Raw genomic sequence first — 16,317 nt, forward strand, 5'->3', positions numbered from 1 at the left:
GGCAGACCCCTGTGCCCGGCACGAGGGGGAGCGTGGCTCAGATGTCGAGCCGCTGGCCGGGCACGATCAGGTCGGGATCACCGCCGATGACGGACTCGTTGGCGGCGTAGATCTTCCGCCAGGTGGTCCCGTGCCGCGCGGCGATGGCACTCAGGGTGTCGCCTTCGCGGACGGTGTAGTCGCCGCGGGACGAGCCGCGGCCGACGTGGCCCGGTGTACGGGCCGGCGTCTTCGCCGCATCCCGCTTCGCCGGGACGGACTTCCGAGCCGGCTCGTGCGCCGGCTTCGAGGCCGACCCGGTGCTCGCGGATCCGGCGGCCTGCCCGGAACCCGAGGAGCCGGGCGCGTCCCCGTAGGCCCCGGCGCGGGCCGAGCAGGTGGGCCAGGCGCCCCATCCCTGTGCGCTCTGGACCTTGGTCGCGACGGCTATCTGCGCGCTCCTGGAAGCCTTGTCGGCGGTCGGCGCGTACGCCGTGCCGCCGTAGGCGCGCCAGGTGCCCGCGGAGAACTGGAGCCCCCCGTAGTAGCCGTTGCCGGTGTTGATGTGCCAGTTGCCGCCGCTCTCGCACTGGGCGATGCGGTCCCACACTCCACTGTCGGCCGCGGCGGCGTCGCCGGTCGCGGCGAGCAGTCCGAGCGGGGCGAGCAGTGCCGCCCCGGCGAGGACCGCCGTCGTACGTGTCCTGTTCGCCGTACGAGCCTTGTGACCGTTCTCGTGAGTGCTATCGGCACATGCGGACATGTATTTCCCTCTCGAAACACCCGGGGTCCCCCAGGACGGGACGCGGTGACCTGCGCATAGGACGCTGCCCTCGCGCTCCGACCCGTCCACCGGCGGCGTGCTGTGATCCGAAGCGGATCGGCCGGCGGACGTTCCCGAGCGGTGCTCGTTGCACACGGCGAAGGAATCTATGGACCCCGGCGCCCCGATATCAACCAACTCCTTGTCATTCGAGGCCAGTTAGCGGTTACCGCGGGTATCATCGATTTTCGGCCACCCATTTCATTGGGTGATTTCCGGATTTGTCGACCCTCGCCTCTTGTGATCTGTGACCCACTTCACCCAGTCAACTTCCCCCGTACTTCCGGAAGTTGACTGGGAGTAACCGATTCCGGGGGCGCCTTCACCCTGGGCGTCGGATGGTTCGATTCCGTTCGCCCTCGGGCGTGACTCCGGCCACAGATCACCCGTTGACATCTTCATGAGCCGGGAACCCCCGGTTCATGGGCCGGGAGCCACCCGGCACCGCCACGCACCGCATCCCGAGGAGCCACCGTGCCGCGCATGCTCGACGTCAGCGACGACGTACGCGCCGAGATCGGCGACGAAGAAGCCGACCGGCTGCTCGCCGGAGAGAACGCCCCCGGCAGTTACGACTGCACGTCGTGCCGCACCCCGGGCGACTCGGAACAGGAGCGCACCAGCACCGTCCTGTTCATCGGCGACGAGACCGCCGTCCTCGCCTTCGCCCACTCCACCTGCCTGCCCTCTCAGGTCGTGCAGGTCACCGAGGAACAACTCCAGGGCGCCGTCCGCTCGATCCACCCCGACGGCGCGCCCACCGACCCCGCCTTCGCCCCCGAGCAGGCCGTGCTCGGCGTCACCAGCGGACTCGTCCTGATCAACGGCGAGCTGCACCCGGCACTCGTCGTCGAGCCGACCGGCCCGATCGTGCGACCCGGCTCGACCGACATCGGCGACGACTTCCTGCCCCTGCTGATCGAGCAGGGCTTCATGCCCGCGATCGAACTGAACTCGGTGCCGCCGGTCCTGCACGGCTGGTCCGTGCTGCTCGCGGCGGGCCAGCTGCACGCCGTGCTCCAGCCGGGCACCGGCGGCGGCTCGCCCGTCGCCTGGTGGCAGGCCCACCAGGCGCTCCAGGTCACCGACAGCTGGCGCGCCGCCGCGAACAAGCTCCAGCAGGTGCTCCTGTTCGCGGCGCCGGTCGGCTCGATCGGCCGTCAGCCCCGGGAGGACCTGCTGCGCGACGCGCTCGACAAGGCGGCCGCCAACGGCAAGCTGGTCGCGGCGACGATGCCGCTCGCCGGTATCTGAGGACGGCGGGACAGCCGACGGAGCGGGGCGGGGAACCACGGGCGGGTGGCCGACGCCGGCCACTCAGGGGTGCCCGTGCGCTTCCCCGCGCCCCCGCGCGCGCCGCTCACTCCGGACGGCCCGCGAAATGACCGCTCCGGCCGCATCCGTTGGGCGGTGGGGTCGTTGGCACGTACGTGCACACCTACGACGTCCCCGGCCACCGGCCCTTCCAGCCGGTCCTTCCCTCCGGCTCCCCCCTCCGTTCGAGCAGAGAGGTGCCGGCGTCGCGACCGGTGCAGGACCCTCATCAGGGCGGCTCATCGGCCACGCCGATCTACGACGCGCTCCACGCCGAGTGGATCAGAGCGTTCAGGACCCTGCCCGGCGACCGTCACGGTGAGGAGAACCTGGAGTTCAAGGCCTTCGGGATCCTCGGGCGCGGTCCGAACTCGTTCAGCTCGTCGGGCACGTACAGCTCGTACAGCGCGGGAGCGCAGACCGCCCGGCAGATCACCGCACAGCACGGGCACACGACGGCGACGACGGCCGTCTGGCAGCCGGGCGCACGCCAGCACGGCACGGGGATGCATCACATCCCGGCCGCACTCCCGCCCGCCCCGCGCAGGGGCGGCCTGTGAGCGGCGAGATCCATGAGCGGTGAAGCGTGAGGGGCGGCTCCCCCGGGGGAGCCGCCCCTCACGCTTCACCCGTGGGCGTTACTTCTTCTTGTTCGCGCCGCGCTTCTCGCGCACCCGCACCGAGATGTGGATCGGCGTGCCCGCGAAGCCGAACTCCTCACGCAGCCGGCGCTCGATGAAGCGGCGGTAGCCGTGCTCGATGAAGCCGGAGGCGAAGAGCACGAACCGCGGCGGCTTGGTGCCCGCCTGCGTGCCGAACAGGATGCGCGGCTGCTTGCCGCCGCGGACCGGGTGCGGGTGGGCGGCGACCAGCTCGCCGAGGAAGGCGTTCAGACGGCCGGTCGGAACGCGGGTCTCCCAGCCGTCCAGAGCCGTCTCGATCGCCGGGACGAGCTTCTCCATGTGACGGCCGGTACGGGCCGAGACGTTCACCCGGGGCGCCCAGGCCACCTGGGCGAGCTCGGTCTCGATCTCCCGCTCCAGGTAGTAGCGGCGCTCCTCGTCGAGGGTGTCCCACTTGTTGAAGGCGAGGACGATGGCGCGGCCCGCGTCGACCGCCATGGTGACGATGCGCTGGTCCTGCACGGAGATGGTCTCGGACGCGTCGATCAGGATGACCGCGACCTCCGCCTTCTCCACGGCGGCGGCGGTGCGCAGCGAGGCGTAGTAGTCGGCGCCCTGCTGGAGGTGGACGCGCTTGCGGATGCCCGCCGTGTCGACGAACTTCCAGGTGATGCCGCCGAGTTCGATGAGTTCGTCGACCGGGTCACGGGTGGTGCCCGCGATCTCGTTGACGACGACGCGGTCCTCGTTCGCCACCTTGTTCAGCAGCGAGGACTTGCCGACATTCGGGCGGCCGATGAGGGCGATGCGGCGGGGTCCGCCGACCGCGGTGCCGAAGGTCTGCGCCGGCGCCTCGGGCAGCGCCTCCAGGACGGCGTCGAGCATGTCGCCGGTGCCGCGGCCGTGCAGCGCGGAGACCGGGTGCGGCTCGCCGAGACCGAGGGCCCAGAGGTACGAGGCGTCGGACTCGCCGCTCATGCCGTCGACCTTGTTGGCGCACAGGATCACGGGCTTGCCGGCCTTGCGGAGAAGGCGTACGACCGCCTCGTCGGTGTCGGTCGCGCCGACCTTGGCGTCGACGACGAAGACGACCGCGTCGGCGGCCTCGATCGCGTACTCCGCCTGCGCGGCGACGGACGCGTCGATGCCGAGGACGTCCTGCTCCCAGCCGCCGGTGTCGACGAGCTTGAAGCGGCGGCCCGCCCACTCGGCCTCGTAGGTCACGCGGTCGCGGGTGACACCGGGCTTGTCCTCGACGACCGCCTCGCGGCGGCCGATGATGCGGTTCACCAGGGTCGACTTGCCGACGTTCGGGCGGCCGACGACGGCGAGAACGGGCAGCGGGCCGTGGCCCGCCTCCTCGATCGCGCCCTCGACGTCGTGGATGTCGAAGCCCTCTTCCGCGGCGAGCTCCATGAACTCCGCGTACTCGGCATCGCCAAGCGCCCCGTGCTCGTGTTCCGCCGAGCCGTCGGGCTGGATGTGGTCGTTCATGAAGTCCGTACCTCGTCGTTCATTCGTGGTGATCGGTGGACCACCCGTAAACCGGGTGATCCACTACTAAGTGTCGCCTAACGCCCGGCGGGGCGCCCGGCGTTTTCCCGGCGTCCTGTCAGACGCATGGCCTCGTCCAGGTGGGCGCTGAGCTGCTTCTGGATCCGGCCGGTGGCCTCGTCCAGCGCCTGTCGCGTGCGCCGGCCGCTGCCGTCGCCCGCTTCGAAGGGGTCGCCGAAGACGACGTCGACCCTGCTGCGCAGCGGGGGCAGCGCCTTGGTCAGCCGGCTGGCCCGCTCGGAGCTTCCCAGCACCGCCACCGGGACGATCGGGGCTCCGCTGCGCACCGCGAAGTACGCGAGCCCGGCCCGCAGCGAGGCGAAGTCGCCCTCGCCCCGGGTGCCCTCGGGAAAGATCCCGAGGACTCCGCCGGACGCCAGGACGCCGAGGGCGTCGGTGATGGCGGCGCGGTCGGCGATCTCCCGGTCGACCTTCAGCTGGCCGATGCCGAGCAGGAACGGGTCGAGCGGGCCGACGAACGCTTCCTTCTTGATCAGGAAGTGGGTGGGCCTGGGCGCGACGCCCATGACCATCGGCCCGTCGATGTTGTGGGAGTGGTTCACGGCCAGGATCGCCGGGCCGGTCGCGGGGACCTTCCAGGCGCCGAGCACGCGCGGCTTCCACAGCCCGTACATCAGGCCGACGCCGATCCGGCGCCCGACCTCGGCACGTCTCGCGGAGGGTGCGGTCACTTGGCGTCCCGCTTCTCCTCGACAAGGGTGACGACGCACTCGATGACCTGCTGGAGCGTGAGGTCGGAGGTGTCCACCTCGACCGCGTCGTCCGCCTTGGCGAGGGGGGAGGTCTTGCGGCTGGAGTCGGCCGCGTCCCGCTTGACCAGCGCCTCACGGGTCGCGTCGATGTCCGCGCCCTTCAGCTCACCGCTGCGCCGGGCGGCACGCGCCTCCGGGGAAGCGGTGAGGAAGATCTTCAGATCGGCGTCGGGCAGCACGGTGGTGCCGATGTCGCGGCCCTCGACCACTATGCCGGCGGGCGCGGACCCGGCGAGGGTGCGCTGCAGCTCGGTGATCCGGGCACGCACCTCGGGGACGGCGCTGACCGCGCTGACCTTGGAGGTGACCTCCTGCGTACGGATCGGGCCGGCGACGTCGGTCCCGTCGACCGTGATGGTCGGCTCGGCCGGGTCGGTACCGGAGATGATCTCCGGCTTGCCCGCGGCGGCGGCGATCGCGGAGGGGTCCGTGATGTCGATGTCGTTGCTGACCATCCACCACGTGATGGCGCGGTACTGCGCCCCGGTGTCCAGGTAGCTCAGACCGAGCTTCGCGGCCACGGCCTTCGAGGTGCTCGACTTGCCCGTGCCGGAGGGGCCGTCGATGGCGACAATCACAGCCGGAGCGGTACGGGCGGCGCCGTTGTCCACGGTGGGAACACCTTCCTGGTGCGGGGTGGAGGTCTCTGCGGGACGCGATCGCGCCCCGCACAAGGTTACCGGCCCCGCGGACCCCGTATTACTGGCCCTTCCCGGCGGCGGTATCGCCGGCCCTTCCCGGCGGCCGTCTCACTGGCGCAGCGCCCAGCCCCGCTCCCGCAGTGCCGCGCCGAGCACCGGCACCGCCTTCGGCTCCACCATCAGCTGCACCAGACCGGCCTGCTGACCGGTCGCGTGCTCGATGCGCACGTCCTCGATGTTGACGCCGGCCATCCCCGCGTCGGCGAAGATGCGGGCGAGCTGACCGGGCTGGTCGTCGATGAGAACGGCCACGACTTCGTAGGTACGCGGCGCGGAGCCGTGCTTGCCGGGGACACGGACCTGGCCCGCGTTGCCGCGGCGCAGGACGTCCTCGATGCCCGTGGCGCCCTCGCGGCGCTTGACCTCGTCGGAGGACTGGAGGGCACGCAGGGCCTGGACCGTCTCGCCGAGGTCGGCGGAGACGTCCGCGAGGAGGTCGGCGACGGGGCCCGGGTTCGCGGAGAGGATGTCGATCCACATCCGGGGGTCGGAGGCCGCGATCCGCGTCACATCGCGGATGCCCTGCCCGCAGAGCCGCACCGCCGTCTCCTCCGCGTGCTCCAGGCGCGCGGCGACCATGCTGGACACCAGGTGGGGCATGTGCGAGACGAGCGCCACAGCCCGGTCGTGGGCGTCCGCGTCCATGACGACGGGCACGGCACGGCAGTGCGACACCAGTTCCAGGGCGAGGTTCAGAACCTCGGTGTCCGTGTCCCGGGTCGGGGTGAGCACCCAGGGCCGGCCCTCGAAGAGGTCGCCGCTCGCGGCCAGCGGACCGGACTTCTCGCGGCCCGACATGGGGTGTGTGCCGATGTACGGGGTGAGGTCGAGGCCGAGCGCCTCCAGCTCGCGGCGGGGACCGCCCTTGACGCTGGCGACGTCGAGATAGCCGCGGGCGAGACCGCGCCGCATGGCGTCCGCGAGGGTCGCGGCGACGTGCGCCGGCGGTGCGGCGACGATCGCGAGGTCGACGGGCCCCTCGGGTGCCTCGTCCGTGCCGGCGCCGAGCGCGGCCGCCGTACGGGCCTGCTCCGGGTCGTGGTCGGCGAGGTGGACGACGACGCCGCGGGAGGCGAGCGCGAGGGCCGCGGACGTGCCGATCAGCCCGGTTCCGATGACGAGTGCGGTCCTCACTGGGCGATGTCCTTGCGGAGCGCGCCCGCGGCGCCCAGGTAGACGTGCACGACCTCGGCGCGCGGCCGGTCGGACTCGATGTGGGCGAGAACACGGACCACCCGGGGCATCGCGCCCTCGATGTCCAGCTCCTGCGCGCAGATCAGCGGGACGTCGACGATGCCGAGCTTGCGTGCCGCCGCGGCCGGGAAGTCGCTGTGCAGATCGGGTGTCGCGGTGAACCAGATGCTGATCAGGTCGTCCGTGGTGAGCGCGTTGCGCTCCAGGATGGCGGTGAGCAGCTCGCTGACTTGCTCGTCCATGTGGCCGGCCTCGTCCCGTTCCAGTTGGACGGCGCCCCGGACCGCTCGTACCGCCACGGTGATGCTCCTCACGGATCAGTGTGCACGTCGTGTCACACCAGCCTAGTCAGCCCCGGAGCGCCGGTGTGCGGCGCCCGCCTGACGAGACGGGGCCGGGTGCGGGATCCAACCGGGACCGGCTGCCCGGACGCGTCGATGTCACCCGAATCGCCCCATTCCACTGCTTCTGGCGAGAATGCGCCCGTGTGCCTCTGGACGCGGGCGCGCGTGTCCGCTCTCATGGCAGGAGACCGCCCAGGGGAGGACCGGATGAAACGACCAGGGCCCCTTCTCACCCTCCTCGCGGGGCTGGTGTTCGCCGTGTTCCTGCTGACGCTCAACGCGACGACGGGGACGAAGAGCACGTCGAACCCGTACGGGGAGGCGTCGCCGGACGTCTCGGTGTCGGCCACCACGCCACCGGGCTCGACCTCGCCGTCGCCGAGCCTCCCGCCGAGCCCCTCGCCGTCCCGCAGCGCCGTTCCCAACGCCGACTACGCGGGCCGTACCGACGACGACACCTCGGCGGTCGCGGTCTCCCTGCGGGGCGGCAAGGCGATCGCGTACTTCTGCGACGGGCACGACAAGGAGTCCTGGCTGAAGGGTGCCGTCGAGGACGACGGGACCATGAAGCTCACGGGCAGTCACGGCGACGAGCTGAACGGAACCCTCCAGGGCGGCAAACTGATCCGCGGCACCGCCGACGTCGGCGGGCAGCGGTACGCCTTCACGGCCGACAGGGCCGTCAAGCCCTCCGGCCTGTACCGGGCGACGGCCACCGTGCGCGGCGCGAAGGTCGACGGCGGCTGGATCGTGCTGCCCGGCGGACGGCAGGTCGGCGTCGTCGAGCGCGACGGCACCCCTTCGGCGGCACCGTCGATCGACCCGGAGACCGGCGCCGTGACGATCGACGGCCAGAAGATCATCGCCCGCCCTGTCACCCCCTGACCGCCTCTTTCCACCGGGAGCCGTTCATGACCGTGGACCCGAACGCCGCCACCCAGGGCTTCCCCTCCCCGCCGCCCGGCCACGGCCGCGCCGACGCGGCCCGCTACCTCGTCCCGGCCCTGGTCGCCGCGGCCGTCGCGGTCGGCCTCGGTGTCTACGGCAAGGTCCACGACCCCACGGGAACGGCCTTCAACCTCGCCGGTTTCAGCAGCACGGGCGCCGTGAAGTCCTGGCTGGCGACGACGGCGTTCTTCTTCGCCCTCGTCCAGCTCGTCTCGGCGCTCATGATGTACGGGAAGCTGCCGGGCCCGGGCTGGGCGGCGAGGCTGCACCGGTGGTCGGGACGGATCGCGTTCCTGGTGGCGGTACCGGTCGCGGTCCACTGTCTGTACGCGTTGGGCTATCAGACGTACAGCACACGCGTCATGTGGCACTCGCTCCTGGGGTGCTTCTTCTTCGGTGCCTTCAGTGCCAAGATGCTGCTGCTCCGCTCGGAGCGCCTGCCCGGCTGGCTGCTGCCCGTCGTCGGCGGACTCGTCTTCGCCGTGCTCACCGCCGTCTGGCTGACATCCGCCTTCTGGTTCTTCCGTACGTTCGGAGTGACGACATGACCCACCCCTCGACGCGGCGCACCGTGATCCTCGCCGCGGGGACGTCCGCGCTGCTCGCGGGGTGCAGCGAGTACGGCGACAAGAGCAGTTCCCCGGACGAGTCGCCGAAGGCGTCCAGCGGACAGCAGCTCGCCACGACGAGTGACATCCCGGTCGGCGGAGGCACGGTCTTCAAGGACCAGAAGGTCGTGGTCACCCAGCCGGCGAAGGGCGACTTCAAGGCCTTCTCGGCGATCTGTACGCACGCGGGCTGCACGGTGAACAAGGTCGCGGACGGCACCATCGACTGCCCCTGCCACGGCAGCAAGTTCAGTGTCGAGGACGGGGCGGTGAAGGCCGGTCCCGCGCCGCGTCCGCTGCCCGCGGAGAAGATCACGGTGGAGGGAAACTCGATCCGCCTGGCGTGAGAGGGCCCGTAGGCTCCGGACATGCGCTCCGAAGCCCCCGTGCCCCACGCGGCCCCGACAGGTCCGGCACAGCCGGCGTCCCCCGCTCTCGCGGGGTCGCCCGTGCCGTCCGGCCCGCCCGCCCCGGCGATACCGGAGGCCGGGATCCCCTTGGTGCGGGACCACACGGTCTACTCCTGCGTGATGGGGTCACGCGCCTTCGGACTGGCCACGGACGGCAGTGACACGGACCTCCGGGGCGTCTTCCTCGCCCCGACCGCGCTGTTCTGGCGCTTCGAGAAACCTCCGACCCATGTCGAGGGCCCGGCGCCGGAGCAGTTCAGCTGGGAACTGGAGCGGTTCTGCGCGCTCGCGCTGCGCGCCAACCCGAACATCCTGGAGTGCCTGCACTCCCCGCTCGTCGAGCACGTGGACGACACCGGCCGCGAACTCCTCGACCTGCGCCAGGCCTTCCTCTCCCGTCAGGCGCACGAGACGTTCACCCGCTACGCCCTGGGCCAGCGCAAGAAGCTGGAGGCCGACGTCCGTACGCACGGCGCCCCGCGCTGGAAGCACGCCATGCATCTGCTGCGCCTGCTCACGAGTGCGCGCGATCTGCTGCGCACCGGCTCCCTGACGATCGAGGTCGGGGAGCAGCGCGAGCCGCTGCTCGCGGTGAAGCGGGGCGAGGTGCCCTGGAGCGAGGTCGAGCACTGGATGGTCCGGCTGGCGACGGAGGCCGACGAGGCGGCCGTCGGCAGCCCGCTCCCGCCCGAACCCGACACCGCGCGCGTCGAGGACTTCCTGATCCGGGTCCGCCGGGCCTCAGCGCTCCGGGAGACCGCCCGGGACCGCTAGTCCTCCCGGGACCACGTCCTGGCCTCCCCCGAACCCGTCCAGCCGGACCCTGACCACGAAGGCGTGCAGAGCGTCGTACGCGGAGGCGGCGTCCGGCAGTTCGGAGGCCTCCTGCGCCTCGTCGAGGAGTACGTGCAGCCGCTCCACGTCCTCCTCCGCACGAGCGCGCGGGATGTCCGCGGGCCCGTGCTCCCGTTCCGCCTTCGCGGCGATCAGGTCCGCGAGATAGGCGGGAGAGGCGATCTGCCCGGCCAGCGTGGGCAGATCGGCCTGCACCTCGCCGCTGCGCATGAGGTGGATGCCGGTGAGCAGCACACGGAACGTGTAGAGCAGCGGCTTGAGTTCGCCGCTCTTCTCGAAGAGCCGCCACTGCGTGGACGCGAACCCCCGGTAGTGGTGGGCGTGGTGACGGGTGACGACATCGGGGGCGAGCGAGATCAGCTCACGGTGTTCGTCGCTCGTGCGCACGACCAGCGGCGACAGGAGCTGCTCCAGCACATAGCCGTTGCGCCGCAGCATGAGGCGTACGAACTTGCGCAGGTCGTGGGTGACCAGGTCCATCTCGGTCCCGTCCCGGAACCACATGCGCGAGCGGGTCTCCTCCGGCTCGCCCAGCCCGACGAGGGCGGCCGTCGGCAGCATATGGACACCGCGCAGGTCGACATCGGAGTCGCGGGACGGGAAGCCGTACAGGTGCGCTCCGGAGACGGTCGCGAAGAGCACGGGGTCGGGCTGTTCGCCCACCACGCTCGCGAGGTCGGCGCCGGGACCGAGGACGTCTGTCATGGCTCAAGCATCCCAGAGCGCCCCCAGCGACATGAGGTCGCTCTGGTACTCGACGCGGTCGGCCCAGTCGGTCGGCCAGGCCTCGGAGCCGTGGTGGGCGCCCGCGAACGCCCCGGTCAGGCAGGCGATGGAGTCGGAGTCGCCCGAGGTGCAGGCGGCCCGGCGCAGCGCGGTGACGGGTTCGTCGACGAACATCAGGAAGCACAGCAGGCCGGTGGCGAACGCCTCCTCGGCGATCCAGCCCTCACCGGTGGCCAGGCAGGGGTCGTCCTCGGGCGACGCGGTCCGCACGGCCTGGCGGAGGTTGTCCAGGACGGCGATGCACTCGTCCCAGCCGCGGGAGATGTACGCCTCGGGTGTGGCGTCGTGGCAGAAGGTCCACAGGTCGCCGAGCCAGCGGGAGTGGTAGCGGTGCCGGTTCTCGTGCGCGTACGCGAGCAGCAGGCCGATCAGTTCCGCGGGCCGGGCGCCCTGGGAGAGCAGCCGGACGGTGTGCGCGGTGAGGTCCGAGGCGGCGAGCGCGGTGGGGTGGCCGTGGGTGAGCGCGGCCTGGAGCTGGGCGGCTCCGGCGCGCTGTTCGTCGCTGAGTCCGCGGGCGAGCCCGACGGGCGCCACGCGCATGTTGGCGCCGCAGCCCTTGGAACCGGTCTGGCTGGCCTCCTGCCAGCGGAGGTTCCCGTCCTTGAGGAGGTTGCAGGCGGTCAGGCAGGTCCGGCCGGGGGCCCGGTTGTTCTCGGGTGACTGGTACCAGTCCACGAACTCCTCGCGGACCGGCCGTTCCATCCGCAGCGGGCCCAGCAGTCCGCGGTCCATGGCGGTGCGCAGTCCGCTGGCCAGCGCCAGGGTCATCTGGGTGTCGTCGGTGACGATCGCGGGCCTGGGCAGCGCCATCTGCCGCCAGGGGCCGCATTTCTCGAGGATGGCGGGCACGGTGCTGAACTCGGTGGGGAAACCGAGCGCGTCGCCGAGGGCCAGGCCGATGAGGGAACCGGTGGCTGCGCGCTTGGTCAGGGTCGTGCTGGTCATCGGGGCCGTCCTTACGAGGTGGGACGCAGCAGTGGTGGGTGCAGAACCTTGGCGCCGCCCGCGCGGTAGAGGGCGGCGGGTTTGCCGCGGCCGCCGGTCAGGCGTGCGGCACCGGGGACCTGTTCGACGAACCCCGGCGTGGCGAGGACCTTGCGCCGGAAGTTGGGCCGGTCGAGCGTGGTGCCCCACACCGTCTCGTAGACGTGCTGAAGCTCTCCGAGGGTGAACTCGGGCGGGCAGAAGGACGTGGCGAGACAGGAGTACTCCAGCTTGGCGCCCACGCGTTCATGGGCGTCGGCCAGGATCCGGTCGTGGTCGAAGGCGAGCGGGCCGAGCGCGTCGAACGGCAGCCACCGGGCCTGCGCCGCGTCGCCGCCGCCGTGCGGTTCGGGCGGGTCGGGCAGCAGCGCGGCGAACGCGACGGAGACGACCCGCATACGGGGGTCGCGGTCGGGTTCGCTGTAGGTGCGCAGCTGCTCCAGGTGGAGTCCCGAGAGGTCCGACAGGCCGGTCTCCTCGGCGAGTTCACGCCGTGCGGCCGTCTCGGCGGACTCGTGGGGCAGCACGAAGCCGCCGGGCAGGGCCCAGTGGCCGGCGTACGGTTCCCGGCCCCGCTCGATCAGCAGGACCTGGAGTGCGCCCGCGCGTACGGTCAGGACTGCCAGGTCGACGGTGACGGCGAAGGGCTCGAAGGCGTATTTGTCGTAGCCCTCGGGTGCCTCACCCCCGGGCGCGCGGCCTTCCCCTGTCGCCACCCTCGCGCCCCCTTTTTATGGTCACCTTGACCATGGTCATTACGACTATAAAGGGAGCGGGGGGTGTCAACAAGGCTTTCGGCCGGTGCGGTTGTGGCTCGCGACGCCGCCGGCCACCGGGGCGACGAGCGTGTCGGGCAGGGGCTGGAGCCAGGGGATGTCCGCTGCGGGGCCCGCAGCGGCTCCTCGGGCGCGTCTCCCGGCCCGCCGGGCCCGGCGGGCCGGGGGACGGCACCCCCGCCCCTCCAGGGCCGTCAGACGCGCGTTGGCGGCGATCCCGTAGAGCCGGGTGCGCGGGGAGGCCCGTCCCTCGTACCCCTAGCAGGACCGCCAGGCCCGCAGATACGTCTCCCGCACGAGGCCCTCGGCGTCTCGGCCGAGCCGAGCATGCGGTAAGACCGGCGGGGAGCCGAGAACGAATCGGCCGGCCCCGGAGAAGTTCCGGGACCGGCCGTGTCACGCGCGGGATGTCCGCGGGCCGCGGGAGCCGTGGGGGCTCCCGGCCTCAGGGGGCTTCCGGGGTCAGAGACCGACCTCGGCCATGAGCATGCCGACCTCGGTGTTCGACAGGCGGCGCAGCCAGCCCGACTTCTGGTCGCCCAGGGTGATCGGGCCGAAGGCGACGCGCACCAGCTTGTCGACCGGGAAACCGGCCTCGGCGAGCATGCGGCGCACGATGTGCTTGCGGCCCTCGTGCAGGGTCACCTCGACCAGGTAGTTCTTGCCGGTCTGCTCCACGACACGGAAGTGGTCCGCCTTGGCGTACCCGTCCTCCAGCTGGATGCCGTCCTTGAGCCGCTTGCCCAGGTCACGCGGGATCGGGCCCTGGACGTGCGCGAGGTAGACCTTCTTCACGCCGTACTTGGGGTGGGTCAGCCGGTGCGCCAGCTCGCCGTGGTTGGTGAGCAGGATGACGCCCTCGGTCTCGGTGTCGAGCCGGCCCACGTGGAAGAGCCGCGTCTCGCGGTTCGTCACGTAGTCGCCGAGGCACTGGCGGCCCTCGTTGTCCTCCATCGTGGAGACGACACCGAACGGCTTGTTCAGCGAGAAGAACTGGTACGACTGCGTCGCGACGGTCAGGCCGTCGACCTTGATCTCGTCCTTCTCCGTGTCGACGCGCAGACCCTGCTCCAGGACGATCTCGCCGTTGACCTCGACCCTGGCCTGGTCGACCAGCTCCTCGCAGGCACGCCGGGAGCCGTAGCCCGCTCGCGCGAGGATCTTCTGGAGGCGCTCGCCCTCCTCCTCGGCGCCCGGGAAGGTCTTGGGCAGCTTGATGTCCGGCTTGCCCGCGTACCGGTCCCGGTTGCGCTCCTCGGTCCGGGTCTCGTACTCACGGGAGCGCGCGGGCTCGGTGCGGCCGCCGCGCTGCTGGCCCTGCTTGGGGCCGCCCTTGGCGCCACCGCGCGCGGAGGCTCCGCGACCGGACTTCGGGCCTTCGTGCGTGCCGCCGGGGCCTACGTCGTAGCGACGCTCCTCGGGACGGGGCTTGCTGGGACGCTTCGGCTGGTCGTCGCGCCCCTGCGCCGAGCTCCTCGGCTGGAAGCCGCTCCCGCCGGTTCCCCGCGAGCCGCTCCCGCCGCTGCCGCGCGAGCCGCCGCCGCTCCCGCCCGTTCCACGGGAGCCACCGCCCCCGCCGGTCCCACGCGAACCGCCGCTGCCGCGCGAGCCGCCGCTCCCGCCGCTCCCGCCGGTTCCCCGCGGGTTGCCGCGCCCGCTGTTCCTGCCACTGCCGCCACTGCCGCTGCCACTGCTTCGCATCAAAGTTCCGTCGTCGTCGTGTCGTCTGCGTCTGCGTCCGGTGCATCCGGATCGAACGACGGGACCCCTTCCAGCGTCTCGGCCTCGATCGCGTCCGCCTCGGGGAGGAAGGGCGCGAGCTCCGGGAGCTCGTCCAGACCGCGCAGGCCCATTCGCTCCAGGAAGTAGTTCGTCGTCGTGTACAGGATCGCACCTGTTTCGGGTTCCGTGCCCGCCTCCTCGACCAGACCCCTCTGGAGGAGGGTGCGCATCACGCCGTCACAGTTGACTCCGCGGACCGCCGAAACCCTTGATCGGCTGACCGGCTGGCGGTACGCGACGACGGCGAGCGTCTCAAGGGCCGCCTGGGTGAGCCGGGCCTGCTGGCCGTCCAGGACGAAGCGTTCGACGGCGCTCGCGTACGCGGGACGCGAGTAGAAGCGCCAGCCGCCCGCGATCAGTCTGAGCTCGAATCCGCGGCCCTGGACGGTGTACTCGTCGGCCAGTGCGCGCAGCGCGTCCGCGACCTGCCGCCGGGGCCGCTCCAGGATCTTGGCCAGGTGTTCCTCGGTGGCCGGCTCGTCCACGACCATCAGGACGGCCTCCAGGGCGGCCCCGAGATCGAGGTCGGCGACGGTGGGCGGCCCCGCGGGGGTGCCGGTGCTCTCCTCGCTCACGCCTTCTCCTTCTCGCTCCCGCGCCCTGCCGCGTCCTTCGCCGCTTCCTTCGCCCCGTTCTTCGCCGCTTCCTTCGCCGCTTCCGCCGGCCGGTCGAACTCGTCCGTCACCCGCGGACCCTCGTCGTCCTCCCCGCCCGTCCAGCGCACCACGAGGTCCCCGAGAGCCTCGTCCTGGTCCAGGGCGACGGCCTTCTCCCGGTAGAGCTCCAGCAGGGCCAGGAAGCGGGCGACCACGGTGAGGGTGTCGCCGGTGTCCTCCACGAGCGAGCGGAAGCTCGCCTCGCCGAGTTCCCGCAGCCGCGCGACCACGATCCGGGCCTGTTCCTGCACGCTGACGAGCGGCGCGTGGATGTGGTCGACGTACACCTGGGGCTTGGGCCTGGGCTGCATCGCCTTCACGGCGAGCCTCGCGAAGCCCTCGGCCCCGATGCTGATGACGACCTCGGGCAGCAGTTCGGCGTACTGCGCCTCCAGGCCGACGGTACGGGGGTAGCGGCGGGCCTCCTCGTCGAGGCGGGCGTTGAAGATGTCCGCGATCTGTTTGTACGCGCGGTATTGCAGCAGCCGTGCGAAGAGCAGGTCCCGCGCCTCCAGGAGGGCCAGATCGGCCTCGTCCTCGACCTCGGCGGAGGGCAGCAGCCGGGCGGCCTTCAGGTCGAGCAGGGTCGCCGCGACGACCAGGAACTCGGTCGTCTGGTCGAGATCCCAGTCCGGGCCCATCGCCCGGATGTGCGCCATGAACTCGTCGGTGACCTTGGACAGCGCCACTTCGGTGACATCGAGCTTGTGCTTGGAGATGAGCTGGAGCAGCAGGTCGAAGGGCCCCTCGAAATTCGAGAGCCGCACCTTGAAGACACCGCTCCCGGAATCGGCGGGAGCGCCGCCGGAATCCTCGTCGGCCGAGGGGGCCCCTCCGGCGCCCGCACCGTCCGTACCGGGCCGCGGGCGGTCGCCGGGTGCCGTGGGCGCCTCGGTCGTCTCTGAGCCGCCCGCGGGCGGCTCCGCCGGCCCTTCCGGCGCCACGGAGGGCGCGGTGGGGCCTTCAGGCGCCCCCGGGGCCTCGGCCGGTGTCCCGGGCCCGCCGGGCCTCCCGGTGCCCTCCCGGGGCGTCTCGGGCGGCTCTGCGGGGGCCTTCGGGGGTTCGGCCGACGGGCCGGCCGGGACGGAAGGCTCAGGCGGTGCCTCGACCGGCCCCGGCACGCTGCCGGGACCGCGCCCCAGCGCGCGCCGACGGCCGCCGGAGGCGGCTGACGGGGGCGGGACGTTCGAGGTCATAACCGTCGAAG

Annotated in this window: 18 protein-coding genes; 6 read left to right on the forward strand and 12 right to left on the reverse strand. The window is 71.9% G+C overall.

The annotated features are described in order from the left end of the window. Positions 1-37 precede the first annotated feature (37 nt). Complete coding sequence (locus OG485_RS11620) at positions 38-742, reverse strand: transglycosylase family protein (protein WP_328668013.1); 705 nt, start codon at positions 740-742, stop codon at positions 38-40. A gap of 534 nt (positions 743-1,276) precedes the next feature. On the opposite strand from OG485_RS11620, the gene OG485_RS11625 reads away from it, so the two are divergent. Continuing rightward, positions 1,277-2,056: a hypothetical protein gene (locus OG485_RS11625; protein WP_328668015.1), complete on the forward strand. Its 780-nt coding sequence runs from the start codon at positions 1,277-1,279 to the stop codon at positions 2,054-2,056. A 275-nt stretch (positions 2,057-2,331) separates the two neighbouring features. Next, positions 2,332-2,676 (forward strand): hypothetical protein, encoded by a 345-nt coding sequence (locus tag OG485_RS11630; protein ID WP_328668017.1) that lies wholly within the window; start codon positions 2,332-2,334, stop codon positions 2,674-2,676. A gap of 78 nt (positions 2,677-2,754) precedes the next feature. On the opposite strand, the gene der is transcribed toward OG485_RS11630, so the two are convergent. The 5 genes from der to aroH all read right to left on the reverse strand — a co-directional run bounded on the left by der (position 2,755) and on the right by aroH (position 7,260). After that, a complete protein-coding gene (gene der / locus OG485_RS11635) occupies positions 2,755-4,233 on the reverse strand; it encodes a ribosome biogenesis GTPase Der (RefSeq protein WP_326788652.1) in 1,479 nt (492 codons plus the stop codon). Between the two features lie 77 nt (positions 4,234-4,310). Continuing rightward, a complete protein-coding gene (locus tag OG485_RS11640; protein WP_328674324.1) occupies positions 4,311-4,928 on the reverse strand; it encodes a lysophospholipid acyltransferase family protein in 618 nt (205 codons plus the stop codon). A 53-nt stretch (positions 4,929-4,981) separates the two neighbouring features. Continuing rightward, the gene (gene cmk, locus OG485_RS11645; RefSeq protein ID WP_328668020.1) at positions 4,982-5,677 is read right to left on the reverse strand and encodes a (d)CMP kinase; all 696 of its coding nucleotides are present in this window, start codon (positions 5,675-5,677) and stop codon (positions 4,982-4,984) included. A gap of 138 nt (positions 5,678-5,815) precedes the next feature. Further along, positions 5,816-6,901, reverse strand: a complete 1,086-nt coding sequence (locus OG485_RS11650; RefSeq protein WP_328668022.1) for a prephenate dehydrogenase — start codon at positions 6,899-6,901, stop codon at positions 5,816-5,818. Then, on the reverse strand, positions 6,898-7,260 hold the full coding sequence (aroH, locus tag OG485_RS11655; RefSeq protein WP_328454065.1) for a chorismate mutase: 363 nt from the start codon (positions 7,258-7,260) through the stop codon (positions 6,898-6,900). The genes OG485_RS11650 and aroH overlap by 4 nt, the downstream gene beginning before the upstream one ends. 252 nt (positions 7,261-7,512) lie before the next feature. Between aroH and OG485_RS11660 the strand changes: the two genes are divergently transcribed. The 4 genes from OG485_RS11660 (at position 7,513) to OG485_RS11675 (ending at position 10,045) form a co-directional block, all read left to right on the forward strand. Next, positions 7,513-8,190, forward strand: a complete 678-nt coding sequence (locus OG485_RS11660; protein ID WP_328668025.1) for a hypothetical protein — start codon at positions 7,513-7,515, stop codon at positions 8,188-8,190. Between the two features lie 26 nt (positions 8,191-8,216). Continuing rightward, positions 8,217-8,801: a DUF6529 family protein gene (locus tag OG485_RS11665; protein WP_326788647.1), complete on the forward strand. Its 585-nt coding sequence runs from the start codon at positions 8,217-8,219 to the stop codon at positions 8,799-8,801. Beyond that, positions 8,798-9,208, forward strand: coding sequence for a Rieske (2Fe-2S) protein (locus OG485_RS11670; protein WP_328668027.1), 411 nt, complete (start codon positions 8,798-8,800; stop codon positions 9,206-9,208). Before OG485_RS11665 ends, OG485_RS11670 begins: the two co-directional genes overlap by 4 nt. 183 nt (positions 9,209-9,391) lie before the next feature. After that, positions 9,392-10,045 carry a nucleotidyltransferase domain-containing protein gene (locus OG485_RS11675; RefSeq protein WP_443048910.1) on the forward strand — a complete coding sequence of 218 codons (654 nt, stop codon included), beginning with the start codon at positions 9,392-9,394 and terminating at the stop codon, positions 10,043-10,045. Here OG485_RS11675 and OG485_RS11680 read toward each other — a convergent pair. The 6 genes from OG485_RS11680 to OG485_RS11705 form a co-directional block, all read right to left on the reverse strand. Next, positions 10,013-10,831 carry a nucleotidyltransferase domain-containing protein gene (locus OG485_RS11680; protein ID WP_328668029.1) on the reverse strand — a complete coding sequence of 273 codons (819 nt, stop codon included), beginning with the start codon at positions 10,829-10,831 and terminating at the stop codon, positions 10,013-10,015. The genes OG485_RS11675 and OG485_RS11680 overlap by 33 nt on opposite strands. A 3-nt stretch (positions 10,832-10,834) precedes the next feature. Then, positions 10,835-11,857, reverse strand: a complete 1,023-nt coding sequence (locus OG485_RS11685) for an ADP-ribosylglycohydrolase family protein (protein ID WP_328668030.1) — start codon at positions 11,855-11,857, stop codon at positions 10,835-10,837. Between the two features lie 11 nt (positions 11,858-11,868). Further along, on the reverse strand, positions 11,869-12,612 hold the full coding sequence (locus tag OG485_RS11690; protein ID WP_328668032.1) for an NUDIX hydrolase: 744 nt from the start codon (positions 12,610-12,612) through the stop codon (positions 11,869-11,871). Positions 12,613-13,134: 522 nt separating this feature from the next. Continuing rightward, complete coding sequence (locus OG485_RS11695) at positions 13,135-14,373, reverse strand: pseudouridine synthase (RefSeq protein ID WP_328668034.1); 1,239 nt, start codon at positions 14,371-14,373, stop codon at positions 13,135-13,137. After that, a complete protein-coding gene (scpB, locus tag OG485_RS11700) occupies positions 14,373-15,029 on the reverse strand; it encodes an SMC-Scp complex subunit ScpB (protein ID WP_326788640.1) in 657 nt (218 codons plus the stop codon). The genes OG485_RS11695 and scpB overlap by 1 nt, the downstream gene beginning before the upstream one ends. Continuing rightward, positions 15,026-16,306, reverse strand: coding sequence for a segregation and condensation protein A (locus tag OG485_RS11705; RefSeq protein WP_328668036.1), 1,281 nt, complete (start codon positions 16,304-16,306; stop codon positions 15,026-15,028). Before OG485_RS11705 ends, scpB begins: the two co-directional genes overlap by 4 nt. Positions 16,307-16,317: the final 11 nt, after the last annotated feature.

The sequence above is a fragment of the Streptomyces sp. NBC_00328 genome (assembly GCF_036139655.1).
Lineage (GTDB): Bacteria > Actinomycetota > Actinomycetes > Streptomycetales > Streptomycetaceae > Streptomyces.